At 36.2% G+C, this 25,786-nt stretch carries 29 protein-coding genes; 4 read left to right on the top strand and 25 right to left on the bottom strand.

Annotated features, from left to right (window positions below):
• Positions 1-934 (top strand): autotransporter outer membrane beta-barrel domain-containing protein (locus BT999_RS06500; protein WP_143145504.1); only part of this gene is annotated, 934 nt, incomplete at its 5' end.
• A 206-nt stretch (positions 935-1,140) separates the two neighbouring features.
• On the opposite strand, the gene fabG is transcribed toward BT999_RS06500, so the two are convergent.
• From fabG to BT999_RS12510, 22 genes are all read right to left on the bottom strand, one after another.
• Positions 1,141-1,869, bottom strand: a complete 729-nt coding sequence (fabG, locus tag BT999_RS06495; protein ID WP_072696954.1) for a 3-oxoacyl-ACP reductase FabG — start codon at positions 1,867-1,869, stop codon at positions 1,141-1,143.
• Between the two features lie 2 nt (positions 1,870-1,871).
• On the bottom strand, positions 1,872-3,161 hold the full coding sequence (locus BT999_RS06490; RefSeq protein WP_072696953.1) for an AMP-binding protein: 1,290 nt from the start codon (positions 3,159-3,161) through the stop codon (positions 1,872-1,874).
• The gene (locus tag BT999_RS06485; protein WP_072696952.1) at positions 3,158-4,180 is read right to left on the bottom strand and encodes a beta-ketoacyl synthase chain length factor; all 1,023 of its coding nucleotides are present in this window, start codon (positions 4,178-4,180) and stop codon (positions 3,158-3,160) included. The genes BT999_RS06490 and BT999_RS06485 overlap by 4 nt, the downstream gene beginning before the upstream one ends.
• 19 nt (positions 4,181-4,199) lie before the next feature.
• Complete coding sequence (locus BT999_RS06480; RefSeq protein ID WP_084650621.1) at positions 4,200-5,366, bottom strand: beta-ketoacyl-[acyl-carrier-protein] synthase family protein; 1,167 nt, start codon at positions 5,364-5,366, stop codon at positions 4,200-4,202.
• Entirely contained in the window at positions 5,363-5,629 is a 267-nt protein-coding gene (locus BT999_RS06475) for a phosphopantetheine-binding protein (RefSeq protein WP_072696951.1), read from the bottom strand. Before BT999_RS06475 ends, BT999_RS06480 begins: the two co-directional genes overlap by 4 nt.
• Positions 5,629-6,522, bottom strand: a complete 894-nt coding sequence (locus BT999_RS06470; RefSeq protein ID WP_178139324.1) for a lysophospholipid acyltransferase family protein — start codon at positions 6,520-6,522, stop codon at positions 5,629-5,631. The genes BT999_RS06475 and BT999_RS06470 overlap by 1 nt, the downstream gene beginning before the upstream one ends.
• Positions 6,515-7,777 carry a DUF2062 domain-containing protein gene (locus tag BT999_RS06465; RefSeq protein WP_072696949.1) on the bottom strand — a complete coding sequence of 421 codons (1,263 nt, stop codon included), beginning with the start codon at positions 7,775-7,777 and terminating at the stop codon, positions 6,515-6,517. The genes BT999_RS06470 and BT999_RS06465 overlap by 8 nt, the downstream gene beginning before the upstream one ends.
• A 149-nt stretch (positions 7,778-7,926) precedes the next feature.
• A complete protein-coding gene (locus BT999_RS06460; RefSeq protein ID WP_072696948.1) occupies positions 7,927-9,273 on the bottom strand; it encodes a lipid biosynthesis B12-binding/radical SAM protein in 1,347 nt (448 codons plus the stop codon).
• Complete coding sequence (locus tag BT999_RS06455; protein ID WP_072696947.1) at positions 9,273-9,740, bottom strand: acyl-CoA thioesterase; 468 nt, start codon at positions 9,738-9,740, stop codon at positions 9,273-9,275. The genes BT999_RS06460 and BT999_RS06455 overlap by 1 nt, the downstream gene beginning before the upstream one ends.
• Before the next feature lie 3 nt (positions 9,741-9,743).
• Positions 9,744-10,109 carry a 3-hydroxyacyl-ACP dehydratase FabZ family protein gene (locus BT999_RS06450; protein ID WP_072696946.1) on the bottom strand — a complete coding sequence of 122 codons (366 nt, stop codon included), beginning with the start codon at positions 10,107-10,109 and terminating at the stop codon, positions 9,744-9,746.
• Complete coding sequence (locus BT999_RS06445; RefSeq protein WP_072696945.1) at positions 10,106-10,609, bottom strand: hypothetical protein; 504 nt, start codon at positions 10,607-10,609, stop codon at positions 10,106-10,108. Before BT999_RS06445 ends, BT999_RS06450 begins: the two co-directional genes overlap by 4 nt.
• A 4-nt stretch (positions 10,610-10,613) precedes the next feature.
• A complete protein-coding gene (locus BT999_RS06440; RefSeq protein WP_143145503.1) occupies positions 10,614-12,890 on the bottom strand; it encodes an MMPL family transporter in 2,277 nt (758 codons plus the stop codon).
• Positions 12,891-12,949: 59 nt separating this feature from the next.
• Positions 12,950-13,570 (bottom strand): outer membrane lipoprotein carrier protein LolA, encoded by a 621-nt coding sequence (locus tag BT999_RS06435; RefSeq protein WP_072696943.1) that lies wholly within the window; start codon positions 13,568-13,570, stop codon positions 12,950-12,952.
• A gap of 9 nt (positions 13,571-13,579) precedes the next feature.
• Positions 13,580-14,023 (bottom strand): hotdog family protein, encoded by a 444-nt coding sequence (locus BT999_RS06430; protein ID WP_143145502.1) that lies wholly within the window; start codon positions 14,021-14,023, stop codon positions 13,580-13,582.
• A gap of 31 nt (positions 14,024-14,054) precedes the next feature.
• A complete protein-coding gene (locus BT999_RS06425) occupies positions 14,055-14,462 on the bottom strand; it encodes a hypothetical protein (RefSeq protein WP_072696941.1) in 408 nt (135 codons plus the stop codon).
• Positions 14,459-15,232 carry a lysophospholipid acyltransferase family protein gene (locus BT999_RS06420; RefSeq protein WP_072696940.1) on the bottom strand — a complete coding sequence of 258 codons (774 nt, stop codon included), beginning with the start codon at positions 15,230-15,232 and terminating at the stop codon, positions 14,459-14,461. The genes BT999_RS06425 and BT999_RS06420 overlap by 4 nt, the downstream gene beginning before the upstream one ends.
• A gap of 11 nt (positions 15,233-15,243) precedes the next feature.
• Positions 15,244-15,498: an acyl carrier protein gene (locus tag BT999_RS06415; RefSeq protein WP_084650619.1), complete on the bottom strand. Its 255-nt coding sequence runs from the start codon at positions 15,496-15,498 to the stop codon at positions 15,244-15,246.
• Complete coding sequence (locus tag BT999_RS06410; RefSeq protein WP_072696938.1) at positions 15,491-16,729, bottom strand: beta-ketoacyl-[acyl-carrier-protein] synthase family protein; 1,239 nt, start codon at positions 16,727-16,729, stop codon at positions 15,491-15,493. Before BT999_RS06410 ends, BT999_RS06415 begins: the two co-directional genes overlap by 8 nt.
• Positions 16,720-18,213 (bottom strand): phytoene desaturase family protein, encoded by a 1,494-nt coding sequence (locus BT999_RS06405; RefSeq protein WP_072696937.1) that lies wholly within the window; start codon positions 18,211-18,213, stop codon positions 16,720-16,722. The genes BT999_RS06410 and BT999_RS06405 overlap by 10 nt, the downstream gene beginning before the upstream one ends.
• Before the next feature lie 5 nt (positions 18,214-18,218).
• Positions 18,219-19,442 carry a beta-ketoacyl-[acyl-carrier-protein] synthase family protein gene (locus BT999_RS06400; protein ID WP_072696936.1) on the bottom strand — a complete coding sequence of 408 codons (1,224 nt, stop codon included), beginning with the start codon at positions 19,440-19,442 and terminating at the stop codon, positions 18,219-18,221.
• 73 nt (positions 19,443-19,515) lie between these two features.
• The gene (locus tag BT999_RS06395; RefSeq protein WP_072696935.1) at positions 19,516-19,701 is read right to left on the bottom strand and encodes a hypothetical protein; all 186 of its coding nucleotides are present in this window, start codon (positions 19,699-19,701) and stop codon (positions 19,516-19,518) included.
• The gene (locus BT999_RS12510) at positions 19,673-19,834 is read right to left on the bottom strand and encodes a hypothetical protein (protein ID WP_178139323.1); all 162 of its coding nucleotides are present in this window, start codon (positions 19,832-19,834) and stop codon (positions 19,673-19,675) included. The genes BT999_RS06395 and BT999_RS12510 overlap by 29 nt, the downstream gene beginning before the upstream one ends.
• 451 nt (positions 19,835-20,285) lie before the next feature.
• Between BT999_RS12510 and BT999_RS06390 the strand changes: the two genes are divergently transcribed.
• Complete coding sequence (locus BT999_RS06390; RefSeq protein ID WP_072696934.1) at positions 20,286-20,627, top strand: carboxymuconolactone decarboxylase family protein; 342 nt, start codon at positions 20,286-20,288, stop codon at positions 20,625-20,627.
• A 181-nt stretch (positions 20,628-20,808) separates the two neighbouring features.
• Here the strand turns inward: BT999_RS06390 and BT999_RS06385 are convergent, their stop codons facing one another.
• A complete protein-coding gene (locus BT999_RS06385) occupies positions 20,809-21,990 on the bottom strand; it encodes an iron-containing alcohol dehydrogenase (RefSeq protein ID WP_072696933.1) in 1,182 nt (393 codons plus the stop codon).
• A 566-nt stretch (positions 21,991-22,556) separates the two neighbouring features.
• On the opposite strand from BT999_RS06385, the gene BT999_RS06380 reads away from it, so the two are divergent.
• A complete protein-coding gene (locus tag BT999_RS06380; protein WP_072696932.1) occupies positions 22,557-23,702 on the top strand; it encodes a calcium:cation antiporter in 1,146 nt (381 codons plus the stop codon).
• Positions 23,703-23,737: 35 nt separating this feature from the next.
• The gene (locus BT999_RS06375; RefSeq protein WP_072696931.1) at positions 23,738-24,745 is read left to right on the top strand and encodes a glucokinase; all 1,008 of its coding nucleotides are present in this window, start codon (positions 23,738-23,740) and stop codon (positions 24,743-24,745) included.
• 12 nt (positions 24,746-24,757) lie between these two features.
• Here the strand turns inward: BT999_RS06375 and BT999_RS06370 are convergent, their stop codons facing one another.
• Entirely contained in the window at positions 24,758-25,000 is a 243-nt protein-coding gene (locus tag BT999_RS06370; protein WP_072696930.1) for a HypC/HybG/HupF family hydrogenase formation chaperone, read from the bottom strand.
• A 105-nt stretch (positions 25,001-25,105) separates the two neighbouring features.
• Entirely contained in the window at positions 25,106-25,759 is a 654-nt protein-coding gene (nth, locus tag BT999_RS06365) for an endonuclease III (protein WP_072696929.1), read from the bottom strand.
• Positions 25,760-25,786: the final 27 nt, after the last annotated feature.

Raw genomic sequence — 25,786 nt, 5'->3', positions numbered from 1 at the left:
TGAGGGTATTGTTTCCGGCGTCGCCTTTATAAACCAAGGGGCGGATTTAGCGGCGGGACAAGGTATGGGCAGTGCTTTAAGCAGTGCGAATGCGGCGGGAGCGGGTAATTTATCCTCTTTTGGTGCGATGAGCGCGGGTAGTTCTCGCTATAACACAGGTAGCCACAGCGATGTTGACAGTTTTTCACTTATGACCGGTCTGGGTTGGAACGCCCCAATCGCTCAAAACTCACTGCTCTTGGGTGCGTTTTTTGAAGTGGGCTTCGGAAATTATGACAGCCACAACAGTTTTTCGGGTAGAGCCTCTATTGATGGTAGCGGCGACACAGAATATTATGGTGGCGGTATTTTGGCTCGCTATAGCCTAACAGAAGGCTTTTTAGAGGGGCTTTATACCGAGGCTTCTTTGAGAGTCGGTCATGTCAGCACAGACTTTAGCAGTAACGATTTTGAAGCGTTTAGCGGTCCGATTAATGTTTCTTATGACTCTAGTTCTGTCTATTACGGTGCTCACGCGGGGCTTGGCTATATTTGGCAACTCTCAGAAAAAGCCGATTTAGACTTTTCTACTAAATATTTTTGGACACACCAAAACGGCGATGATGTAACAGTCGCCGGCGACCCAATAAAGTTTGAAGACGCTGATTCGCACCGCTGGAGAAATGGCGTGCGTTTTAGTTATGAAATCGACAAAAACGCAACTCCTTATGTCGGTGCCGCCTATGATTATGAATTTGACGGTAAGGCAAACGCAACCGCCTATGGACGTAGTATCGAAGCCCCTGAACTCAAAGGCGGAACAGGCGTCGGCGAACTCGGTATAATCCTTAAACCTATGGTTAATCACGACTTTAGCGTTGACCTTGGACTACAAGGCTACACCGGAATGCGCGAAGGCGTAAGCGGTAGCTTGCAAATGAAGTATGAGTTTTAAGGTTTAGTTTAAGAATATTCATTTTAACTTTTAATTCAAAACATTATAAGATAATTATAAGACCATTATAAAACCTAGCTTTGTAATGGTCTTGTATTAGTTTTTTAAGATTTTTCAGTATTTTCTAGTCTGGCAATAATTTTATCAAGCTGTTGTTCAAAACGCATTTTTGTCCATACTTGTGAGAAAGCGAACAGTTTTAAGCACTAAGTATAAATACCCCCATTTACAGAGAGAACTTGCCCTGTAAGATAACTATTTTTTTCTGAACATAAAAACGCTACGACTTGTGCAACTTCTTCAGGAGTGCCAAACCTACCAAGCGGAATAGACGGCAATATTTGTTCTTTGGGTAAATTTTTTGTCATTTCTGTATCAATAAACCCCGGTGCTACGGCATTTACAAGAATATTACGCTTTGCTACCTCTACCGCCAAAGAACGAGTTGCTCCTATTAATCCGGCTTTTGCAGCAGAATAGTTTACTTGTCCACCAACACCGGTTTCACCTGATGTTGACGAGATATTAACTATACGCCCTCTGCGTTTACGCAACATGAATGGCAATACTGTAGCGGTTAGGTTATAAAATCCATTCAGGTGTACATTAATGACTTTTGTCCAATCTTCCTCGCTCATCATTGCTAAAATGCCATCTCTGGAAAATCCCGCATTATTAATTAACGCAAAAGGGGTCTCCTCTTCCAATAAATGAGATAAAGACTGTTGGCATTCTCCAAGGTTTGAGACATCAAAAGGCAATAACTTACAAGAACCACCGTTTTGTTCTATAATATTTTGTGTTTCTTTTGCCCCATTGTGATCAGTAAGATAATTTAACCAAACAGTGTATTGTTCTTTTGCCAATTCAAGAGCAATTGCCTTGCCTATCCCCTTACTTCCGCCGGTTATCAATGCAATTTTTTGTGTTTTCATAGCTACTCCAATAAATTTTTTGTGTTAATATTTGTAGTTATAGACCAATCACAACGCTTACCTGTCGTGCTAAGAGGAACAGAAACTCCATAGGTGATATGCTTTGGAATACTTGCCGAGGATAAATTTTTATGTAACCAAACACGAAACGTTACCCCGCTAAGCCTCTTTAAACATTCCTTTGTGTTATTGAGAGGTACAATAAAAGCCTTAAGCCTATCCCCTTCTTTTGGCAACATAAGACGAACGGCACAGTCTTTTATATCAGGGTGGCTAAGCAGTATAGCTTCAACTTTCTGTAAATATACATTTTCTCCCCCAACCTGTACGGCTTTATCATGACGCATCAAAGGTTCAAATTTACGCTCTGAAATAAAGTTTAAAATATCAGGAGCATTAATTTCTAAAGGATATTCTTGAGAATTTCTTATAAGCAGTATTGTATTTTTCGGTTTGTCTATTTTGTTCCACCAAGGCAATAAATTATAATATTGTGCTGGTGAAAGACGTATTCCAATCACACTTGTTTCCGTAGAACCATATACTTCCACCACCTTAAACTTATTTTTCAAAGATAAAAAACTTATAATTTCTTTTGGGCAAGGAGCAGTGGCGGTAAAAATCGTCAATGATGGTAACGTTTGTGTTTTGGGTGGTTGTAATTCAAGCATTCGGCTAAAACTCTTTAAAAACAAAGGAAAAGCAATAACCGCAGCGTCAGGAGACAAAGCATTAAAAAAATCCTCTGTCGGCATTGGTGCAAAAGCATAAGATGGAACAGATAACGCCAAAGGTAAGATAATAGAAAAAGTAAAACCATAGACATGATGTACAGGCATGACAGAGATCACGCGAGATATCTTCGGTGTTTCTTTAATTATACTCCTGGCTTCTTCCAATAGAGCAGAAAAAGAATGTTTGTGTCTTGTGGCAAGATGGGTACTGCCTGAACTGGAAAAACAAAAAGTTTGTCCTGATTTTTGCCAACATTCAAAAATAAGCTCCGCCCAGTCTAAAATATTACTTTGGGTTATCAATTTTGATACAAGCGTTTTATATAGTTTAGGATTAATATCAAAAAATATAAGTAATTTGACGGCTAAGTCTTCTTTTTCTTGTACACTTAAAGCACATAAACATGCTGATAGTTTTTGACTATAAGCACCACTAAAATACACAGATCCGGCCTGTTCTATCTGCTCTGCCTGTCTGGCCTGTTCTACTTGTTCACTCAATAAAGGCACAATTCCCATAAAGCTACCGATAACAGCCAAAAAGTGGGAAGTATTCATTGCCGAACACCTTTTTTTATATTAACGGAATAACAGGTTGAGTCTAAGCAATATTCCACACATTGTATGTTTTTTTCACAACACAACGCGTTATCATCAATATTAGATGCCATTAAGGCTATGCTTAAGGCTTGTGCTGTTGGTAGTTGTAATAATGCTGTATTATTACAACTCAAAAGTTGATTGTTTATTTGAAACGTTTTTTTTCCAATCCAACAAACAGGAAAATCAGAACCTAAAAAATTATTTAAGTGTTCTTGGGAAGTAATATTTTCTTTTCTAAAATTTGTAATTATCGTTTTATGAGAGTTCTCTTCTTGCTCCAATGACAAATAAAAACACACGGCTGATTCACCCAAAACATAAGGCAACGAAGCGTTTGGGTTTTCTAGTGTGTTCAACGAAGAGTTAAGCTTCAGCTGATAAGCCAAATTATGAAAAATAGTGTTATATTCGTCTATCGCAACCAACAATACTTTTTTAACTCGCCTTTGTTTAAGCCATAACTCTGCTGTTTGCAAACCTGACAAGACTGCTCCCTTTGGCTGACAAATAGTAGTATACGGAGTTTTTTGTCCTAACAACAAGGCTATAGTAGCTGTTGGAATATTATGAACAGAAAGAGAAAACATCAAAGGAGATGCCAACTTTGGACCAAATTCAACGATAGAGTTTAAAAAGTCAAAAGTACGTTTTATCGGACCATAACCGGAAACTAAAATTATACCGGTATCTTGTAAATTTTCACTGGAAAGACCAACATTCTTTAAAGCGTAAAAGATACTTAATAAGCCTAAACGTGTAAAATGGTCTACCTGACGCAATTTTTTGGGGTGTATAAACTCTTGAATTATAGAAGTATCAGTGAGTATTTCTGGAACATTCGCATTAAAGTTCGCACCTTCCGTCATAGAATCCGAGATGGTAACATCTTGCTTTAGACCATTAAACAAAGCGTCAATTCCGTGTCCGAAACTTCCAAGTACACCTATGCTTTCAATAACCAGTTGTTCATTCATAATCATTCTTTTTTAGTGATTACTCACCTGAGATAATTAATACGGAATTATTGCCACCAAAAGCCAAAGACTGTGATAATCCTATATTGCCTGTGATAAAAATTGATTCTGTCGTAGGGCTAATTCCTATTTCAGGGTCTTTGACAAAAAAATTTGGAGTTTTAGGTAATTGTTTTCTATTTAGATGTGCTAAAGTTAATACGGCTTCTATTGCTCCGGCGGCTCCTAATGTATGTCCGGTGCTGCCTTTTGTTGCTACTATAGGAACATTTGGAAAAAGTTCTTTTAAACATCTTCCTTCTATTAAATCATTGGTAGGGGTTGCGGTTGCGTGTGCATTTATAAAAGAAATTTTTTCCGATGAGATATTTGCACTTTTCAATGCCATATTAACAGATTGTTTTAAACCAATAGTTTCCGGGTGAGGCGTTGTTAAGTGATGTGCATCAGTACAAGTTCCATATCCGAGAATATACCCTTTTGGTATCAATTTAAGTTGTTTTATTACTTTTTCCGAAACAAGTATCATAATTCCCGCACCTTCTCCAAGGTTTAGCCCTTTTCGCTCTTTATCAAAAGGCTTACAGGGTTCAGGGGAGGTAATCATTAAGCGAGAAAAACCCGTATAACTTATTTCTGATAATTCATCAGCTCCACCGGCAATAACAACATCACATAGTCCATTTATTATCCAATCTGCTCCAACACCTATCGCATCAGTCCCGGAAGAACAGGCGTTGGTAATTGTCGTTGTTGGTCCTGTGCAATTAAAGATATGCCCTAATGCCAAAGCCGGATTGGATATAGAAAATGAAAACACCTCATCTAACAAAGGGGCTTTATTTTCTTTTAATGCTCTATAGCTCTTATAAAAATTAAGAGACGCTCCGACTGAAGTGCCTATACATACTCCAACTGAAAAGTCTTTTAATTGTTCAAACAACGAGCTAACTTCTAAAAAAGCCTGATTAACGGAATGTTCCAACAACAAAACTGTACGCGAATATAAAATGCTCGGATCAAAAGAAATGTTTGCCTGAAACACCGGGCTTTCTGACGTTTCATACCAAGTAGGTACAATAGGTATTGTTGTATTATTATCAATACCTATCAAAGTGTCTGCCAAATTTGTTCCGGCAGCAGTAATACACGACATAGCCGCCACGCTAACTATATTCTTACTCATGCTTGTTGTTTGTGTACAATATATTCGGCTAAAGAATTAATAGAGACAAAGGCTTTTTTGGCTTCATCAACATCTTTCATGACTATGTTAAAATGACGCTGAACCAAAACAACAAGCTCTACCGCATCTAAAGAGTCAAGCCCTATACCCTCGCCAAAAATCGGCTCTGCATCATTAATATCCTCAAAAGAAATATCATCTAGCTGTAACTCGTCTATAATCGCTTTTTTTAATTTAACTTTTATTTCATCGATATTATACATTAAGGTAGCTCCCAAATATTAAAAAAATTAAAAAATTGATATGGATATTTTTGAATCTCAACCTCTAATAAGGCAACATAATCTTGAGCAAATTTCTCTTGTAAATTACGCCCTGCTCCTTTGGGTATGCGTAATACTTTTGATATATGAATTTCTCCTTGTCCTATACCCGTGCGATGAGCAAACCATACAACAATAGGGGCTCCGGTTGTTGCCGCCAACATAAATGGTGTTTTGGGAATCAAAATATCTCCGTTCAACAGCTTTGCTTTTATTGTATGTTTTATACTACCAAACAGGCGATCACCTAAAAAACCGACTATATGTCCTTTGTTTAGTGCAGTAAACATCTCCAAAGATCCGGTTATTCCATCTTGAGGGTTAATTACAGAAAAAGGCGAAGTCGTGCCGGAGTGTTCGTGATAATGTTTGTCATTATCTTCGTTATCTTGATACATAACAATATGAGCCGGAGTTTTACTCAATAAAGACAAAGAGGTTAAAGCCAGTTGCCAACAGCCTATATGTGCCGAAAGCAAAATAACCCCATTACCTTCCGCTATTATTGCTTTAAGTTTTTCTTCATCATTTTTTGTTCCTTTAACCTCACAATATTTTAAAATGCCTGCCCTTGCCCTGTCTACAAGAATTTTTCCAAAGGTCAAATAAAGTCGTAATGTGTGTGTCCACAAGGTAAAAGAACCAACATTAGGAAAACGTCTTTTTAAATACGGATAACTGCGACGTTGAATATTCGGAAATAAACTATACCAAAACACAACGCAATACAAAAGACAATAAGCCAAAAACCACCCGCCCCAAGCTATCGAATAATAAAAGACAGCGTGTTGAAAACGGCTACCAAGGCTTTTGCTAGACCACCGCTTACTCATAGGGTTTAATTTCCGATTGAACACAATCATTATTTTCTATAGTGGGTTCTTTTGCTTTTTCTATTAAATTGTTTTGTATATGTTTTGAGATAATCCACACAACTAAGCCCATAATGACTGCTAACACGGGTGCCAACACTAAAGAACCAAGAATCCATTCATACACTCTGTCTAAAAGATTAACTTCTAATTCAGCCCAAGAAACATTGGTTAAAAACGCCCCGTATCTTAAAAAATATCCAAGTTCAATACATAATAACGGAACTATAGGTGGCATACACAATTGACTTATACTAAGACCCATAATTTTGCTTAAACGCAACCCACCGGTAATCAAAATAATAAGAATACTATGTAACCCAAAGATCGCCAGTGTACCGATACCCATTCCAACAGCAGCGGAATACGCCAACTTTAATGGTGTTTCATCTCTTTGTAACAATAGCTTTAAAGATTGCATAGGACGCAACAAAGTAACCACACCATTTTCTTTCACTGCATACTGTTTATGAGGCCAAGGTAAAATGGAGCGAAAAGTCAAATATGTGTTCAACAAAGAAATTCTAAGATTATCTTGAAAGGCTTTAAAGTGAGAAATACGCTCTGTTTTTGACGGGTAATATACTGAAATCGGAATATCAGCAACCGAAAAACCCGCCCATACACTTTTAACAAGAACTTCTGTTTCAAAGCTGTATCTTGTTTCCATAAAAGAAATATAGTCAAATATTATCAAGGGATAAGCTCTAAACCCTGATTGGCTGTCTTGAGTTTTATGAGATGTTTGTACTTTAAACCAAAAGTTTGAAAAAGCTCTGCCAAAACGAGAAGAAAAAGGAATGTTTTGAACGTTAAAATTTCTTGCACCTATAAAAATTGTTTGAGGTTGTTTATTAATTGCTTCTAAAAACAAAGGGATATCTGAGGGGTCATGTTGTGCATCAGCATCAATAGTAATAATATGGCTCGCTCCGATTGTTTTTGCGTATTTAACCGCCGTCAATATCGCCGCACCTTTACCCTTATTTGAGTCATGCCTTATAAAATTAAGATTAAGCCCATATAAAGGGTGTTCTTTTGAAAATTGATTATTAATTAAAGGAGGTAAATCGGTGCTACCATCATCAACGACCAACAAATTATGATGTTCGCAAAGAACACGTTCAGCAACACTGCGTAAGGTTTGGGAATGATTATAAACAGGAATAACAATTAAGACAGAACTAGCGGAACAAGATTGATTATGCAAAGGCATTTTGCATCCTACACTCCTAAGGGTGTGAAGTTATGTTATAGTTTTTAGCCTTGTTTATAGAGACCAAAGCATAATACTCTTAAGAATGCTAACTAAAGCCTATTGTTTTGTCAACGCAAGAAGAAGTTATTGCAAGCAAAAGAGTTAAATCATTTTTTACGCATAACAAGCTGATCCCATAATACACCACGATAACCAAGATTGCGTAAAGCATGGATTTTTTCCTGACCTTTTTCCGGAGGAAATATCCTTAGTTTATTGCGTCTAAAATGGTTTTTTATAATGATAGTGGCGTCAGCTTCATTTATATGAGGTGAAAAATAATAGCGAGGTTGTAAGCAGTTTGTTTGAGGTTCTATCGTACCTTCGTTAACAGCATAACGCATCAAAGGACTTTCTTCATAAATACGAATACCTAAAAAAGCAAAGACTAAACTGTTTGTAAGTAAATCAAGGTTATTTAAACCTTCTTTTAAAGTAGCTTCCGTTTCTTTTGGGCCTCCAAAAATAACAAAATGGGCAGAAGGTAAATCTAGCGAATTACACAAGTTCGTAGAGCTTAAAACACTTTCAAAATTAAAACGTTTTTTCATACCCTTTAATGTTGCGTCGCTTGTTGCATCTGTTCCAAATTCAACAGCCTTTAAGCCGGTACGCATACACAAACTAAGTTCACTCTTAGATAGCCCTGTTGGTTCAAAAAACGCTGTCCAAGGAATAACAAGACCAGCTTTTGCCATTGCCTCTACAAGCGTCAACCAATGTCCGTTATGATCATTAAACACAGCATCGGTAAAAAAGATTTCACAGCCTTTATGTCTATGTATTATATACTTAATATCCTCAATAACTGCCTCTATTTCTCTCGGGCGAACCACTCTACCTTCAAGCATTGGATAAGTACAATATAAACAGTTGTTTGGACAGCCTCTTTTAGTTTGAATATTTAAAACTCCGCTTTCTTGTGCATAAAAATCTAACAACAAATCGTCATATAAGGGAGAATTCATTTCTACCCCCTTACAACGCATATCGCTTTTAAAGATTTTGGAAATCTTTTCGTTTTTTTCAAGCTGTTCCAATAAAATACAAAAACTTAACTCACCCTCACCCACAATTCCATAATCAGCGTTACAATATTCTAATATCTTTTCGGGCATAATCGAAAAACCGCCACCCCCCAAAATTATTGCTGCTGTTGTCTGTAAACGTATTTTTTCAATTAAAAGACGTAACGAATCTAATTGCCAATGTTGTTCAGATGTAAAATAATCAACATTATCAATATTTCTTAAAGAGATACCTATTACATCAGGGCTACATTCTTTTATTTTCTTATCTAAATATTCTGATTTATTCTGTTTGGCATACAACATATCTGCCTGAGAAACGCTATGACCACCTTTCTCGAGAGCAGAAGCCACAGTACTCATTCCCAAAGGATATACAGGATAAGGGGCTTCTTCCGTATTAACGGAAATAAGTAATATGTTCATTACAGACCTTTTTTCCAATTTTCACAAAACTGCACAAAAAAATCAGGTAAGGCCAAACAAAGCTCGTTATTTTCTGCCTGTAAAAGAAGCTGTACCGTGTATGCTGTTGTTAAGAGCAAGTTATTGCTATCATGTATTTCATAAGAAAAATTTAATTTCGCAGCTTCGCTATAATGTAATCTGGCGGTTATATTAACCTCTTCACCAAAGGTAAGCGGTGCAAGATAGTCAATGTGCATTTGTTTAATCGGAAGAATAATTTTATAGCGATAAAAATCCATATATCCAATTTTATATCTGTTTCCAAGAGCTATTCTTGCATCTTCCAGATAACTCGGATACCTTCCATGCCACATAATATTGAGCGGATCAATCTCTTCAAATCTGACTTTTCGGCTTACACTACAGCACAAAGGCGGTGGACTATCAGGTGAATCAGGTTTAAAATAAGGAAATCTTTTTAGCATATTTTAACTCAAACCAAGAACAAAGGTTATCGTGGCACAAATTTCTTGTTTTATCATCAAGGTAGCTTTGGCAAGTCTTTGTTCGCCTTTTTTCTCTTTAAAAACCACAACCTTTATTTCTTCTTTAGGGCGAATCATACGCATAAATTTACAACGTTTAATATTGGTTAATTTTAAATTTGTATCAACTGACGCAACATAAACCGCCAACATCACTTGAACAACGCCCGGCAACACAGGGTTATCAGGAAAATGTCCGTCAAAATATGGACTATCTTCTTGAAAACAAAAGTTTCCTACGTTGTTATTTTCGTCTGTTATTTTAATATCACCCAACTGACTATGTTTTATATACCCTGATATACTCACTGTTGCACCTGTTTTTCAATCTTGCTTGTTATTGATACTGTAAATTTTTTATTGAAATCTGTGTAAATCTGTCTTTCTTCAACAACGCTTTCTTTATTATCGGATAAAAGCCAAAGCCCCTGAACACATTCCGCCACATATCTTTCCAAACCCTTAATACGCTTCATTCCGGGGTGCATGGAGCGAACATAAAAAGAGTCTTGGGTTACAACAATATCAAACAAAGTTGTCATAGACGCAAGTCCAATCACTCGGGCGAGTTTGTTATCAGAATCAAGATATAAGATACCATCAAAAGCTAACTCTTCTTTATTGTTAGCAATATTTACCTTTATTTTTTGACGAAAAATTTTTCCGTTAACAATAAGCGGAGCTTCTTTGGGTGTATTCGGTGTATTTAAGTCATTGTTTACAGCACAACCGCTTAAAAAAACACTTAAAGCAAGTTGGCAAAACAAGCAACACCACAAAAGAAAATTACATTTTTTATTAAAAAACATAAAGTTATTTCACCTTTTTTTCTAAAGCGGGTATTAGAAAAAGTGCAGTTAAAAGAGAAATACTCATACCACAAAACACCGTGATTCCCAATGAATGCAAGGTTGGGTGTCTGGCAAAGGCTAAACAACCAAAAGTAGCAATTGTTGTAAGTGCTGACAAGGCGACTGCTTTCTTCGTATTGTTTTGTTCTGTGGTTCTATATACCATAAAAATTCCATAATCAACACTAAGCCCCATAACCAAAGGGAATGCCACAACATTAAACAAATTAAGGGGAACAGAACTAATATTTGTATATAACAAGATTCCAAGCACACTCAACATTGGCGGTAGTAACGCAACGGCAGTTTTTGTCAAAGAACGCAACAAAAAAAGAACCAACAAGCTCAACAACGAAAATGTCCATATGCTAAGTTTAACTATTTCTTTCTTTGACTCTTCGCCCAAAAGCTTGCGAAATTCTAACGCAGACACAAATTCCACATTTTCTTTTTTTAATTCCGTTTTAAGATTTTCAGGTAACTCTAATATATTTTCGACTAAGGTATATACTCTAAAAACATTATTTTCTGAGTTGATAAACATTGTTGTTAACCTGTCTACGCCAAGCTCATGTAATGTATCCAAAGTTAATAATGGCGGTTTGGAATCAAGAAAATCTAAAAAAGGCTGAAAGGCACTTTTCACAAAACCATATTTTTCTCCGAGTAATATGAGCTTTTTAGAAGCAGGTTCTTTCTTTTGTTCCCAAAACTCTTTCCAAAGTTGATGGCGTTTAAGTTGTGTCTTTTGTGAAGGTAAAATAGAAGCAAGACCAATGACGTGCATAGATGTATCGTTGGTTGAAAGCAACTTATAAACACTATCATTTTTCTCTAACGCTTTTTCTAATGTAGCTTCGGAAACACACAATAAAATACTATCTTTTATATTACCCCAAATCATTTTTGTTTTTTGTTCATCACGCAACAAAGCTTCGCTTTGGTAACCAAGCGAACGAATATCTCCGTCTATTTTAATATCTTTCCACAAAAACAAACCTACGCTAAACAAAACAAGCCAAACCAAGATAAGAGTTGGTTTGTTATATTGACATATTATTTTTGAATAAACCTGTTTATCATCTTTGGAACAGACAGGAACAATATGAGGAAAAACAAATAAAGCAAACAATAACGCAAAGATTAACCCGAAAGCAGCAAAAACAGCCAGTTGATAAAGAACAGGAATATTGGAAAAACTTAATACCGAAAAAGATATTACCGTTGTTAACGCCGCCAGAGTAAGAGTTTTTCCCTGAATATTCAGGTTATTTATGCGTTGACTCTGATCCCCCTGCAAAGCATAATAAATATGCACGGCATAGTCAGTCGTAATACCCAAAACAACACCACCAAACCCAATTACTATTCCCGATATTGAACTAAAAAACAATCCGGTAAAAGCACTCGCCACAGCTAAAGACATAATCGGAATACACAGTAACAACAAAAAATTCCAGGAACGCAAAAAAACGATAAATAGCCCCACTATCAAAACCAAAGATAAAGGAATTATTTTTTTTAAATCTTGTTGAATAATATTTGCGTTTTCATATGTATGCCTGTGAGCTCCGCTAACAATAACAGATACGTTTTGGGGAAGCGTTGTAACAATATTATTTATAGTAGTCATAAATACATTCGCCGCTGACGAATCATTCATATGAGTGTTTGCCGTAACTATCAACATACCATATTTTCCGTCATCAGACAAAATATAACCGTCTTTCAATTGAGTATTAGGCACAGGTCGCAAGCTTTCCAAACTATCTTTCAACAGAGTATAAAAAGCAAAAGGATCATGGCTCATTACAGATTGAAAAAACACACCTTTTAAAGAACGTAGTCCGTTTATATAATTTTTAAAAGTAAGGTCTGATTTTTCAAAAATCAATTGAGATATTTCGTCCGGATACACTCTTTCCGGTAATAATGACGGTATATACCGAAGAGCAGAAATAATTGTTTTGTTGCTAATAGACTGGGTATTATTTTTTAAGACAATGATGCCTGAACTATCAAGTTTTTCTTCAAGTTCTTTCATTATTGGAACAGGGTCATTATCACCGTTACTGACCGTAATAACCGTATATCGCATAAATGGTGCTGATCTTAACAAAGAAAACTGTTTGGCAAGTTCAGGCGGAGAATTAGGTAGAAGCACCAGAATATCTTCTTTTACCAACAAAAATGATGAGACAAAACAAGATAGTATAAAAACGATTCCTGAAAAACTCAAAAGAAGCCTGCGAAAAGGTATGCAGCGTTGATATATTTCACCGACCAGAAGTCTAAACACTACTGAAAAACCTTGTTCACAAGAGAATTGTTTAGCTCGTGGTTAAAAAATTCCAAACGTGTTTCTCCTCCGTTTTTTTCTTTTAGTAAAACATTAGAGGCAAGACCGTTTAAGACAAAAGAAATTGTTAGCGATTTAACAACTTCTCCTATTTGTGGATTTGTCGGAACAAGTTCAAGTGTTAAGGGTTTTTCGCTTATCAGAATTACGGAATAATCTGCCAAAATTCGAGATACATCAAATTGCACCCACATAATAAACTGTTCTCCGAGAAAACTCCCTAAAACATCTTTAGAAGCAACAGAACTTTGTGGCGTTGGTTTGTCTTCAGTCCATCTGTTTATAATACCATTGTGTAAAACAAAACCTTCTTTAAAAGGAAAGGTATACTCCCATTTTATGGAATTTGGAGCCAAGAAAAACAAATGCCCTTTTGAAACAATTGCATTTTCAAGCAAGGGAACAGAAGTAGTTTGAGTAAAATCACAAGAAAATGATTGTACTTGTGGCGAATGTGCTTTTAAAAGCTTTGTCAACTCAGCTTGTTCAAGCGGAGAACCAGCATAACAAGAAAATGGTGAAAAAAACAACAGACATAATAAAATTAAAAAAGAACGCATCAGCATAGCCTACTGAGATGTATTAGGCAAATATACTTTAATATTACCTTCAGCACACAAGATATTATCTTTGTATATTTGAAATTCTAATACTGTTATCTGTTCAAAAACAGAATTAATTAAAACCTTTATCGTGAGAATATCATTAACGGAAGCAATATGATGAATAGTAAAATTTTGCACTCCCACCAAAAAGCCTTCTAAAGGTGAACGCCCTTGAGCCTGTGCCAAAAAACCCATCATCGCACCGGCAGTTTGAGCCGCTAACTCAATATAAGCCGCCGGGTTAAGATGTTTTCCTTCTATAAAAATAAAATCATCATTAAGACAAACCAAAGCAGTAGCACTATTCTCATCACAAGCAACAAGAGTATCTATACAGCACATAGAATTACGATGCGGTAAAACTTGCACAGCTTGAACGGGTAAAGTTATCATTGTTGTTAGTATCAAAAAACACTACTAAAATAGTGCAATAATTACTTTATATTCTTGCCATTTCAGACATAATTGCATTATGCAAATTACGCACCCAATTGTTGTATTGTGGGTGAATTGTTCCATCTTTATATTGCAAGTTCGTGCTAGATTTATAAACAATAGAGAAAGAATGTGCGGTATAAGGAATTTCAACAACTGCGACATGGTTACGAATATATAAAGTGGCGGTAATAACACCCGGAGTTGTTTTTGAGGTTTGCCAACCAAGACCACTAGCACCGGCAACTATAGCCTTTCCAACCTTTTCCAAAGACTTATTATCAGAAAGTGTCGCAACACTAGAGTCAGTAAAGTTCATAACGGGTGCATTTCTGCGACAACCGGTTGTGAGCATTATAGTCAATAAAATCAAAACGCTTAATAAAGTAAAAGTAGATTTGGAAAGATTCATTTTTTATTCCTCTCTGTTTGGTTGGCTTGTAATTCATTTTCTATTAACAGCTTAACATGTTTACGCAACATATAGTATGCTTTTTCATTATACTGTAAAAAAGCAGTGGCGTCAACAGATGGCAAAATAGTAATTGTTATATTTGTCGGACGTAAAAGAAAAGCCCCCTTTCTTAACAAACGCCCTGTTCCATCTATACAAATCGGAACAATAGGCTTCATTGTTGCAACGGACAAATGAAAAATGCCACCGTGAAAACGCCCAAGTTTTCCGTCTTTGCTACGTGTACCTTCCGGGAAACAAACCACGCTGGTACCTTCGTCCAACAAATTTTTTGCTCTACTTAATAAATTTTCCGAAGAAAGCTTGCTGCTGTTTAAATATCCTGCTTTAATCATAAAAACATTGTATATCGGAATACTAAACGGCCAATTTCCAACAATAAAAACTAGAGAGCGAATAGGGGTAAAAGCTATGCAATATGGGTCATAAAATGATTGGTGATTTAGAGCGACAATACAACAATCAGGCATATCCGTATTTTTATTAATCACGGTAACAGGAATAAATAGTTGTACTAACCAAGCCCAAGTTTTTCCATGCCACCAAATAATATGTTGTATAGATTTAGAGACAGAAAAAGAACAAGCAAAGCGAAAATAACAATAAGCAAAAGGCCCCCAAACTAGAGCAAGGGCAATAAGCAACAATAAGCCGATATGCAAGACCGCTGTTAATACTATACAATGCAGACTATATAATATTTTCATTGATGCACAATTTAACTCAACTCAGCTTTTTTCTTAAGCAAGTATTGATGTAAATCATTGACTGTTCTGATAGAAGAAAGTTGTGGATCTTTTCCTATTTTGACTCCAAACTCTTTTTCCAAAGCAATAACCATATCTACGGCATCAAGGCTATCTAGATTCAAGTCTTCTTTGAAAAGAGCTTCAGGAACAAAACTTGATACCTCAAGTTCAAACTCTTCCGCCAATGCAGTATTTGCCCGTGTTATAATATCATTATCAGTCATGATACTCCTTTATTATTAAACAACAATTAATACCACCTAACGCAAAACTGTTTTTCATAATATAAGAAACTTTTTGCGGGGTGTTTTGTTGTAATAATCTGACCTTAGTTGTTTGGCAAGACTTTTCAGGGTGATCAAGATTTTTTGTTGCAATAAGACACTGGCGTTCCAACATATCAAGACAGGCAGAAATTTCTATTGCCCCACTAGCGGCCATTGTGTGTCCAAGATGTCCTTTTAAACTAGAGACAAAAAGGTCTGTATCATAAAAAAGATGGTTAATAGCTTCAAATTCAGCGGAATCACCTTGAAGAGTTCCTGTTGCATGTGCATTTAGATAACTTATATCTTTTACGGAAAGTCTCGCATTTTCCAGAGCTGATCGCATACAGTCAATTATAGATTCAGGCGAAGAAGACGCAAGATTTTCTGAATCTGTATTCGTAGCAAAACCGACTATTTCCGCCAAAATCGGTGCGTTGCGTTTTTGTGCCGACTCTAAATCTTCCAATATAACTATTCCGGCACCTTCAGCACAAACAATTCCATCACGATTAAGGTCAAAAGGGCGAGGAGTTTTTTCAGGACTTGTATTGTATTTTTCAGAGGCAGCATTCATAATACTAAAAGTTGCAGAGGTTAAAGGGTGATACTCTTCCGCACCTCCACACAACATAATTTTCTGTTCACCGTTTTTAATCATTTCATAGCCTGTTCCGATAGCCTGCAACCCCGTTGAACAAGCCGCCGAAAGAGATAAAACCCTTCCACAAATACCAAGTCCGTGTGCTAAGTTCACAGAGACTGAATGTCCCATAGTACGAAAAAACAACATAGCCGTAACTTGTTCCACGCTATGGCTCTTTAAATAATCGCAAAAAAATTGTTCCATATTCTCTACGCTTGTCGTTGTCGTACCTGTAATTAAACCTATTGACTTATTATTTAAAGGTAGTTCCAAACCTGCGGAAACAATAGCTTCTTGAGCCGCTAACCATGCAAATTGAGCCGCTTTTGACATAGCCCTGCGTAAATTTCTCGATATAGCCGAACTGTCAAAGTGTTCAACAATTCCGGCAACGGCAGTATTCACACCTTTGATCTGTTCCAACTCAGAAATACGACGTATAGCACTTTTCCCCTGTCTCAAACCGTCATTCAGTTGTTTAACTCCAACACCAAAAGGAGAAACAACGCCTGATCCGGTGATTACTACGCGTTTTACACACATGTAGTTACTTCCTGTAGTAAATTATCAGTCTTCATCATATATCCGCACACTAAAAAAGCAGAAATCATCGCTCCCAAAACTCCGGGAGCAACCACAGACTGCCCGGCAATCCATACTCCCGGCAATCTGGTAACCGGTGCGGGTGAAAATTGTCGTAAAGAATGTGCAACCCCGTATAAACTGCCGTTTGGAGTGTGCATATAATCTCTTAAGGTTAAAGGGGTAGCACCATCAATAATTTCTAAACCACTTAAAAAAGGACAAGCCTCGATAGCTTGTGTACGGATATTTTCCAACATCTTTTGTTTGGCAATATAATAATCTGCTTGACGCTTACGCAACAAAGAGTTTTTCCATGAAGAATATTGAGATATTGCACCACTTGTAATAATAGAAATTCCATCAACATTGTTTTCATGAGCTTGAGAGCGGGCAATATATAAAGGTAGTTTAGTTTGTCTTGTTGCATCAATAAAAAAATTTTCAACAGCATTTTCAGGCAATACGATAGTTGAACTTTTTGATAATAATCCAATATTTTCATCACCTTGAGCTTTTACAACGCCAAACAATATATGAGCCGAGAGCGTGTCTTCCAAATTTTCCATACGACTAACGAAGGATTGTTTAAAAGTACCTGATGGAAACAAAGTTGGCAATAAAGACGGGTGTGCGGTAAATAAAAGTGAGTCGGTTATTATTTCACGACCCGACTCTAAAACCACGGCTTTGAGCTTAGAGTTTTTATCAAGTAAAACAGACGAAGCACCATCGTTACATATTATTTTAACCCCGGAGTTTACCAACTCTTTTTCAAAAGCCTTTACAAAAGACTTTCCACCTCCGATAAAATTATACGCACCATCAAGATAACTGCCCATAATATAAGCATGGTGAGAAAAAGACACATCTAAAGGAGAAACCCCATGCAACAAACAATGTGCGGAAAGAACCGCTATTAATGTTTTATCTTGGGTTAAATTTTTTAAATAATCAGCAAGCGATAAAGAAAAAAAACGAGTAATATTACTATCCTGAGACAATACATTTCGGAAGTTTAAAAACACTGATGAATTACAAACCAAAAGCATGTCATTAATAAAAGTTTTTATCGCATTAACTTCGTTTGGAAAAGATTGTAATAACGATTCTTCTAAAATACCAATATCGGAAGGTAACGGAATTTGTTTTTGTGTTTCTAAACAAAGAATATTTAAGTAAGCCGAAGAATCATATTGATGTAAAGACAATCCTGATATTGACAAATATTCTAAAAATGCTTTTAAAAGACCGTTTTTAGACATGCCACCGGTAATATGCAAACCGGTATCAAAGTATATATTTTGCCTTGTAAAACCTCGTAAGGTACTACCAAGCACCGGTGCTTTTTCAACAAGATTTACCTCAAATCCTTTTTTCGCAAGAATAAGAGCCGCAGTCATGCCGGTAATACCACCGCCGATAATCGTACAAAGTTTTGCCATAATATTTAAAAATTAAAGTCTATCAATAAGGAAGAATTTGTTCCGCCAAAGCCTGCTGCATTACAGAGAACAATTTTTGGAGGATACGGCAAATTTTCCTTTAGAATATTCAGATCGGAATATTCTTTATCTGCTTCTATAAAGTTAGCATTCGCAGCAATAAATCCCGCTTTTGCCATTAATGTCGAGTATACAACTTGCGAGGCACCAGACATCCAAAGTTCATGTCCTGTCAGTGCTTTAAGAGAAGATATAGGAACGGCAGTATCTCGAAACACAGCTTTAATATTTGTCGCTTCCATGGCGTCGCCAACCCTTGTTGAGGTGGCGTGAGCACACAAGTAAGACACATCTGAAACAGACTTTTGACCTTGAGATAAAGCCATTTTCATAGCTCTTCCAAGTCCACTTGAGCTTGGAGTTGCTATATTTTCTCCGTCGGAAGAAAAGCCATATCCTATAATTTCACCTAAAATTTTTGCACCACGTTTTTTAGCAGCGTCATATCGTTCAAGTATTATTGCCGCCGCTCCTCCACTAGGGACAAGACCATCTCTTTTAGAATCAAAAGGACGAGATGCCTTTTCCGGTTGTTGAACATGCTGAGAAAACGCACCAATCCCATCAAAACTACACATAGATTGCCAATTGATTTCTTGAGCTCCACCGCAAATTACTCTTTCTTGTTTACCTAAAGCAATCAGATCGGCTGCTTGCCCTACTGCATGCCCACTACTTGAACATGCGGCACTAATAGTCCAACAAGCACCTTGAGTGCGTAAAAGAGTATTTAGGTTCATACTTATACATGAAGTCATACTTTGAAAAACAAGTCCGCTGCCTATGCTGGTAGTATTTTTTGAGTGCAATAGTTTGTCTGTTTGCACAATTGCCGCCAAGGCACTTGAATCAGAACCAAAAATAATACCGCTTTGAGGGTTTTCTAAATCCTCAAGAGCAATCTCGCTCATCTCTAATGCCTGCATTACTGCTTCATAAGCCCATTGAGCAAAATCAGGCATTGTTTTTTTTTGTTTACGTTGTAAATTATATTTTGGAGTAAAAGGTTTAATAATTCCCGTAAGAGGAGACAAAAAACCAAGGCTCTTTCGATCAAGGTCTATGCCTATGCCTGAGTGTCCGTTAAACAAAGCTTGCGTTATCTCGTCGCAGTTATGACCAAGAGTAGAAACAGCCCCAATGCCTGTAATCACAACACGATATGACATATAACAATCCTTAATCGATAAAAACAAAAATATCAAAAAAATTTACATAACAATAAGAAAGGGGGCAATCAAGTTATTTTGTTACCCCATAACTTGCAGGTAATACAGAAGCACCCTTCTCATTTCTTTTTTGCAATGCAGTAGCATATTTTTCTTTCAAAGAGGCTTGGTTGTTTACAAACCATGTTTGAGCTTCGGGTTTCATATAGATAAGTTCAACACAAAACTTTTTATTTCTTTTGCTCCTGTTGATAGCCATCTTTATAGCCTTGTTCTAATGAATCAACCTTGCGTTCAACCTTTGCTACTGCTTTGCCGGTGTTTTTACCAACCCAGCTACATGCAGAAGTAAGACACATAATAGAAAAAACTACAAGTAGTAAATATCTCATTATACATTCTCCAAATATTTATCTTTCTAAATTGTTAACAGAAAAATATAATCTGAGGCTATTCAAAAAAACCAGAGTTGTCAATCTAACTCATATCAAAGTAACGAAACAATACAACAATATCATTCTAACGCTAATAAAATCAATAAATTATCTAAACACACTAATGTTGTAATCTCTATATTTATCATATTACTTTAAAAATAAATATGTTACAAACTTGCTTGCCACTCAGTTTCTTTAAGAAGTTTTTATTTAAAACCTCAACCATTATGGAGCATTTTAAAGTATTTATTTTACTATTGTTAAGAAACTTGTTAAACTTAATATATATATTAAAAATCAATCCAGTAAAAAAAGCTTATACATATTTCAAATTATATCTAAGCTTATTAAATAGTTAAATAGTTTTATTTTAAAGCTAAAACACTCTAACCGACAGGAGAAGACTATGCTTATTGACTGGAAAGACCTAATAAAAAACGCAACACACGCAATCACACAACTCGCAAAAGGGAATAAAAAAATCATTGATGGTATAAAAACCCTCGAAGAATCAGGAGCAACGCATGGAGCTCTTGATCCAAAAACACGTGAACTTATAGCCCTAGCGGTTGCGAGCACAACCAGATGTGATACTTGTATAGCTATTCATGCTAACGCCGCCGTAGAAGCAGGTGCGACAAGAGAAGAGCTTGTAGAAGCTCTAGGAGTAGCCATTGGCTTAAACGCAGGAGCAGCCCTTGTATTTTCATCTCGTGCGCTGGAAGCCTTTGATTCATTTAAAAAATAGTATTTATATCATGATGTTAAAACATAGTTACTCGTTTAATATATAAGCTTAACCAAAAGTCTTTATTTATAACTGGTACTAAAATCTATAAAAAAAAGAATATCCACCGAACACTATCGATGGATATTCTTTTTTTATTTAATTAATTGTAGCATTCAAACTGTTTTACAAAACCCTTAGTTTACCAAGCAGCTTTGTAGATATTTTTTACGGCTAGATCTGTCATTGTACGAGGGTTAGTTAAACCACAAGCGTCTTTTTGTGCATTACCAACCATAATATCAATATCTTTTTCATTAACAGTCTTTTTATAGCGTTTAGCAAGATCTGAAATGCTGGCAGGAATACCAACGTCTGTTGATAAAGTGCGAATAGCTTCAATAGCCTTCATAGCAGCATCACGCTTGTTCAAACCACAAGTGCAAGTTCCAAGTAGCTCAGCTATACGGCCATAACGCTCAAGGTGTGCCATAAGGTTATATTCAGACACATAAGGCAATAATATAGCGTTACATTCACCGTGTGGAAGGTCATAAAAACCACCAAGTTGGTGAGCCATAGCGTGAACATGGCCAAGACTGGCGTTGTTAAATGCCATACCTGCAAGATATTGTGCAAAACACATATCTTCACGAGCCTGCATATCCTTGCCGTTTGCAACCGCCTTACGCAAGCTATTAGCAATAATTGTTATAGCTTTTTCAGCCGCAGCATCAGTCAAAGGATTAGCCGCAGTAGAAACATAAGCCTCAACAGCGTGAGTTAATGCGTCCATTCCGGTTGCCGCTGTGAGTGAAGGAGGCATACCAACCATTAATACAGGGTCGTTTATGGCAACATTAGCAGTTACACGCCAATCAACAATCGCCATTTTTACTTTACGTTTAGTGTCAGTAATAATACAAAAACGAGTAATTTCAGAAGCTGTTCCGGCAGTGGTATTAATAGCAATATAAGGAGGCATAGGTTTCTTAGAAACGTCTACACCTTCAAAATCATGAATTGTACCACCATTTGAAACAACTAAGCCAACGCCCTTTCCGCAGTCATGGGAAGAACCACCACCAAGGGTGATAAGACTATCACACTTATTTTTTTTATAAAACTCAACGCCGTCATGAACATTCTTATCAGTCGGGTTTGGAATGGTTTCATCAAAAACTGCATAAGACATTTTCTTAGCATCAAGAACATCGGTAACCATCTTCAAAATACCGGCATTAACAATACCCTTATCGGTTACAATTAATGGTTTTTTTGCACCAACCATAGTTAATCTTTCTGGAATATGACTACTGGCACCGACTCCGATAAGAGTAACAGAAGGAATAAAAAAGTAGTTAAGTTGACCAAGTGTTGACATAATGCCACCTCGCAAAGGTTAAAGATTACAACTAAAAAATAGAAAAATGTAAACTTATAACAACATTGTCGCATTAATAGTTCTATTGAACATTAAAGCTACTTAGTTGCATGTAACCAAATTTGGAACATTTATTTGTCAATCTAGATTGAATTACTCTGAGGAAAAGTTATACCTAACTCATTAATGTGTCAATGCACTGATTAAAGTTCTTTTTTTCACTATTGTAAATAAACTATAATATGTTAATTTTTATTATAAAATATTTTTACTTAAGACAATATGTAGATTATCAAACAAAGCTTGCAAAAAATATATACCTATTAACATATTTATATAAATACAATGTTTTTTTGTTTTATAGTGTATTTTATAAAAAATGGCATAAATACATCTAAAACTTGTGCAATAAAACTCAATATACATATTACCTTTTAACAACATTATTGTTATAATATTTTTTTATAACGATATAATAGTTTATATTCATGATATAATTCGTGATTACATTTACATTGGCTAAATATTAATATATCAATAAAGCAATATAGCTCAACGGAGTAATTATGTTTCAATCGCGCATAAACCACCTCAGTGCTTGGGGTACTGTTATTATTTTTCTTATTTTTGGCACAAGGTTAATGGGTTTTGTATCGAATCCTATAATTTTATCATTGGAATTTTTATGGATACTAGGTGTAATAATTTGGGCTGCTTTTGGCGTTGTACATGAAGCGGAAGAACTAGCTGAAATGCTCGGAGAGCCGTATGGTACTTTAGTCTTAACTCTTTCTATTGTAATTATTGAAGTCGCGCTTGTCGCAGCAGTTATGCTTGGATCAACAGCACCACCAACGCTTGGGCGAGATACAATGTTTGCGGTATTAATGATCGTATTAAATGGAGTTGTTGGCTTAGGGTTATTGATAGGAGGAATACGTCATAAAGAGCAAAACTACAACATACAGGGTGCTGGTGCATATTTAGTTGTTCTGCTACCTCTTTCAGTTTTAGCTCTTGTATTGCCTAATTTTACATCTTCCACACAAGATGGTTCTCTATCTACAGTACAAGCAGTATTAATCGCCAGTTTTACTATTATTTTATATGGTACTTTTTTAATATTACAGACAGGTAGACATAATGAATTTTTCACACCTATGCCAAACCCACAAGACCAACCGGTGGAAAAAGACCTTGCGATTATAAATGCACAGACTATAAACAATGAACACCCTCAACAAAAAACTATTTCTCGATCAACAATAGCTAAACATATATTCCTCTTGCTTCTGCATATATTTCCTATTGTAATCTTATCAAAAACACTAGGTATTATCCTAGCAATAGGCTTATTAAGATTAGATGCCCCATCTGAACTAGGGGGAATTATAATTGCTATGATAGTCTTTACTCCGGAAGGAATAGCTTCGCTGAGAGCTACGACTGCTAACGAACTACAACGTGCTGTAAACCTGTGTTTAGGTGCTGCCACATCAACGATGGGACTTACTGTACCCGTTGTACTGTTAATTGGTGTATTAATAAAACAACCTGTGTTGCTCGGATTATCAGGACCAAATATGATAATTCTTGCTTTAACACTACTCCTAAGCATACGAACTTTTTCAGGAAAACCAACGACGATGTTGGAAGGGTGTGTGCATTTAATCATGTTTTTTGTATATTTATTGCTTGTATTTTTCCCTTAGTGAAAACAAATTTAAAACTATAAAAAGGGTAACTTATGAAAATATTAGTTGCTGATTTAGGTGGAACTAATTGTCGTTTTGCTACTGTTGATTTTGATAAAAATATAATAAATTGCGACTATAAAAACCTAAATATTAATTTTAACAAAAAACTTTATTTGCAAACCAAAGATTATAAAGACTGTTACGCCCTGCTCTCTTCTCTTGCCAAACAAAAAACAGAAGACGGCGAGTTTTTTTTATCTCAAAATAAAAATGATAAACCAATTGATTTGGCTGTTTTTGCTATAGCGGGATTAGTGCATAACGAGAAGGTCTTTGCACCAAATATGGCAAATAACGGGTGGAATATTGATACAACAGAATGTATAAATTCAAGCGGAATAAAAAACCTTATTTTAATCAATGATTTTGTGGCACAAGCCTTTGCCTGTTTAACGCCAAAGATAAGCAAACCCAAACTGATATGGGGCGAAGAAAAAAATCAACAAAGCAAAGACCCCATCGCTGTGATAGGAGCAGGCACGGGGCTTGGTATGTGCCTACTTGTTCCAAATAAAAACACCTTTAACTATCTACCCTCTGAAGGCGGCCACGCAAGCTTTTCGTTTGAAAACGAAGAAGAAATTCGTTTCGCCGAGTTTATGAAAAAAGAAACCCAAAAGCGAATACTAATTGGTGATGATATTGTTTCCGGGTTGGGTCTAAGTTTATTACATCAATATTTTTACAATGAAAAATTATCAGCCTCGGAAGTTGTAAAGAGTTTTGACAAAGATAATAAGGTATTAGAAACATTTGCTCGCTTTTATGGGCGTGCTTGTAGAAATTATGTTTTAAGCACTAATGCGTGGAGTGCTTTATACCTTACAGGAGGAGTTGGAGTAAAAAATCCTTGCATAATAACACAGCAAGCATTTATCGACAGTTTTTACGACTGTAAGGCCCACGCCAAAATGTTAAAGCAAACTCCAGTTTATTTATGTACGGAATATGACACGGGTTTATTGGGTGCGGCTGTTTACGCCCTAAGCTCTTTATAAAAACGACAATAGCTACTGTGCGGCTTCGTTAGCGGCAACCATTTCTCTCATAAGTTTGAGCGTTTCTTCGGCATCTTGAGGGTCAAGTTTACGCATGGCAAAACCGGCATGAATAATAAGATAATCACCAACAACAGGCTGGTCAGGCAAAAGCTGGGTAGAAACAGATAAAAAGTTATCACCTTCGCCAACTCGGCAACGCACAACACTTTCAGACTCAATTAAAGCTACTTGTAAGGGAACGGCAAGACACATAAAATCACCTCAACATATTAATATTCTTAATAGTCTTAACTATAAATTAAACTCAAGTGAAAATACTTAATAAAACAAGCGTTGATTATACTTTCAATAAATTTTTTACACAACCCCATTTTTCACACAAAAATTTTGCATACTACATTTTAAGCATTTTGGACTTCTGGCAGTGCAAACATCTCGTCCAAAAGAGACCATTCGATGGTTATAAACGCCCCACTCTTTTTGAGGTAAAATTAACATCAATTCTCTTTCTGCCTTAATCGGTTCTTGAGAACTCGTTAAACCCAAACGCCAAGAGATTCGAGCAACATGAGTATCAATCGCAATTCCGGCGTTTATACCATAGGCATTCCATAAAACAACGCTCGCTGTTTTTCTGCCTACTCCGGGCAAGGTAATCAGTTCTTCTAACGTTTTAGGAACCTGAGAATTAAAATTAGACTCTAAAAGGCGTGAACACTCTTGAATATTTTTCGCTTTATTTAGATAAAACCCTAAGGAATAAATACTTTTTTCAAGTTCTGTCAAATCTGCTTTACCCATTTTACTCGGAGTTTTCCAACGTTCAAATAAAAATGGCGTTACTTGATTAACCCTTGCGTCGGTACATTGTGCCGACAAAATTGTAGCAATAAGCAATTCCCAAGGATTATTTGCTTTTAAATGTCTAACTATTTCAGGATATAAAGCTTTAAGCTCGGCTAAAACCAAACTCGCTTTTTGTTTTTTATTTTTTAAAGAAATAACCGCCATATTAAAACTCACAAATTAAAAAAGTTG

The organism is Desulfovibrio litoralis DSM 11393, from assembly GCF_900143255.1.
Classification (GTDB): Bacteria; Desulfobacterota; Desulfovibrionia; order Desulfovibrionales; family Desulfovibrionaceae; genus Frigididesulfovibrio_A; species Frigididesulfovibrio_A litoralis.
Note: the sequence above shows the minus strand (reverse complement) of the source record. Positions and strands in the feature narration are given on the sequence as shown.

Bases quoted from the DNA above. Each gene is read 5' to 3' on its own strand.
- fabG (WP_072696954.1), bottom strand. From the start codon at position 1,869: ATGAAAACACAAAAAATTGCATTGATAACCGGCGGAAGTAAGGGGATA.
- BT999_RS06490 (WP_072696953.1), bottom strand. From the start codon at position 3,161: ATGAATACTTCCCACTTTTTGGCTGTTATCGGTAGCTTTATGGGAATT.
- BT999_RS06485 (WP_072696952.1), bottom strand. From the start codon at position 4,180: ATGAATGAACAACTGGTTATTGAAAGCATAGGTGTACTTGGAAGTTTC.
- BT999_RS06480 (WP_084650621.1), bottom strand. From the start codon at position 5,366: ATGAGTAAGAATATAGTTAGCGTGGCGGCTATGTCGTGTATTACTGCT.
- BT999_RS06475 (WP_072696951.1), bottom strand. From the start codon at position 5,629: ATGTATAATATCGATGAAATAAAAGTTAAATTAAAAAAAGCGATTATA.
- BT999_RS06470 (WP_178139324.1), bottom strand. From the start codon at position 6,522: ATGAGTAAGCGGTGGTCTAGCAAAAGCCTTGGTAGCCGTTTTCAACAC.
- BT999_RS06465 (WP_072696949.1), bottom strand. From the start codon at position 7,777: ATGCCTTTGCATAATCAATCTTGTTCCGCTAGTTCTGTCTTAATTGTT.
- BT999_RS06460 (WP_072696948.1), bottom strand. From the start codon at position 9,273: ATGAACATATTACTTATTTCCGTTAATACGGAAGAAGCCCCTTATCCT.
- BT999_RS06455 (WP_072696947.1), bottom strand. From the start codon at position 9,740: ATGCTAAAAAGATTTCCTTATTTTAAACCTGATTCACCTGATAGTCCA.
- BT999_RS06445 (WP_072696945.1), bottom strand. From the start codon at position 10,609: ATGTTTTTTAATAAAAAATGTAATTTTCTTTTGTGGTGTTGCTTGTTT.
- BT999_RS06435 (WP_072696943.1), bottom strand. From the start codon at position 13,570: ATGCGTTCTTTTTTAATTTTATTATGTCTGTTGTTTTTTTCACCATTT.
- BT999_RS06425 (WP_072696941.1), bottom strand. From the start codon at position 14,462: ATGAATCTTTCCAAATCTACTTTTACTTTATTAAGCGTTTTGATTTTA.
- BT999_RS06420 (WP_072696940.1), bottom strand. From the start codon at position 15,232: ATGAAAATATTATATAGTCTGCATTGTATAGTATTAACAGCGGTCTTG.
- BT999_RS06415 (WP_084650619.1), bottom strand. From the start codon at position 15,498: ATGACTGATAATGATATTATAACACGGGCAAATACTGCATTGGCGGAA.
- BT999_RS06410 (WP_072696938.1), bottom strand. From the start codon at position 16,729: ATGTGTGTAAAACGCGTAGTAATCACCGGATCAGGCGTTGTTTCTCCT.
- BT999_RS06405 (WP_072696937.1), bottom strand. From the start codon at position 18,213: ATGGCAAAACTTTGTACGATTATCGGCGGTGGTATTACCGGCATGACT.
- BT999_RS06400 (WP_072696936.1), bottom strand. From the start codon at position 19,442: ATGTCATATCGTGTTGTGATTACAGGCATTGGGGCTGTTTCTACTCTT.
- BT999_RS06395 (WP_072696935.1), bottom strand. From the start codon at position 19,701: ATGGCTATCAACAGGAGCAAAAGAAATAAAAAGTTTTGTGTTGAACTT.
- BT999_RS12510 (WP_178139323.1), bottom strand. From the start codon at position 19,834: ATGAGATATTTACTACTTGTAGTTTTTTCTATTATGTGTCTTACTTCT.
- BT999_RS06390 (WP_072696934.1), top strand. From the start codon at position 20,286: ATGCTTATTGACTGGAAAGACCTAATAAAAAACGCAACACACGCAATC.
- BT999_RS06385 (WP_072696933.1), bottom strand. From the start codon at position 21,990: ATGTCAACACTTGGTCAACTTAACTACTTTTTTATTCCTTCTGTTACT.
- BT999_RS06380 (WP_072696932.1), top strand. From the start codon at position 22,557: ATGTTTCAATCGCGCATAAACCACCTCAGTGCTTGGGGTACTGTTATT.
- BT999_RS06375 (WP_072696931.1), top strand. From the start codon at position 23,738: ATGAAAATATTAGTTGCTGATTTAGGTGGAACTAATTGTCGTTTTGCT.
- BT999_RS06370 (WP_072696930.1), bottom strand. From the start codon at position 25,000: ATGTGTCTTGCCGTTCCCTTACAAGTAGCTTTAATTGAGTCTGAAAGT.
- nth (WP_072696929.1), bottom strand. From the start codon at position 25,759: ATGGCGGTTATTTCTTTAAAAAATAAAAAACAAAAAGCGAGTTTGGTT.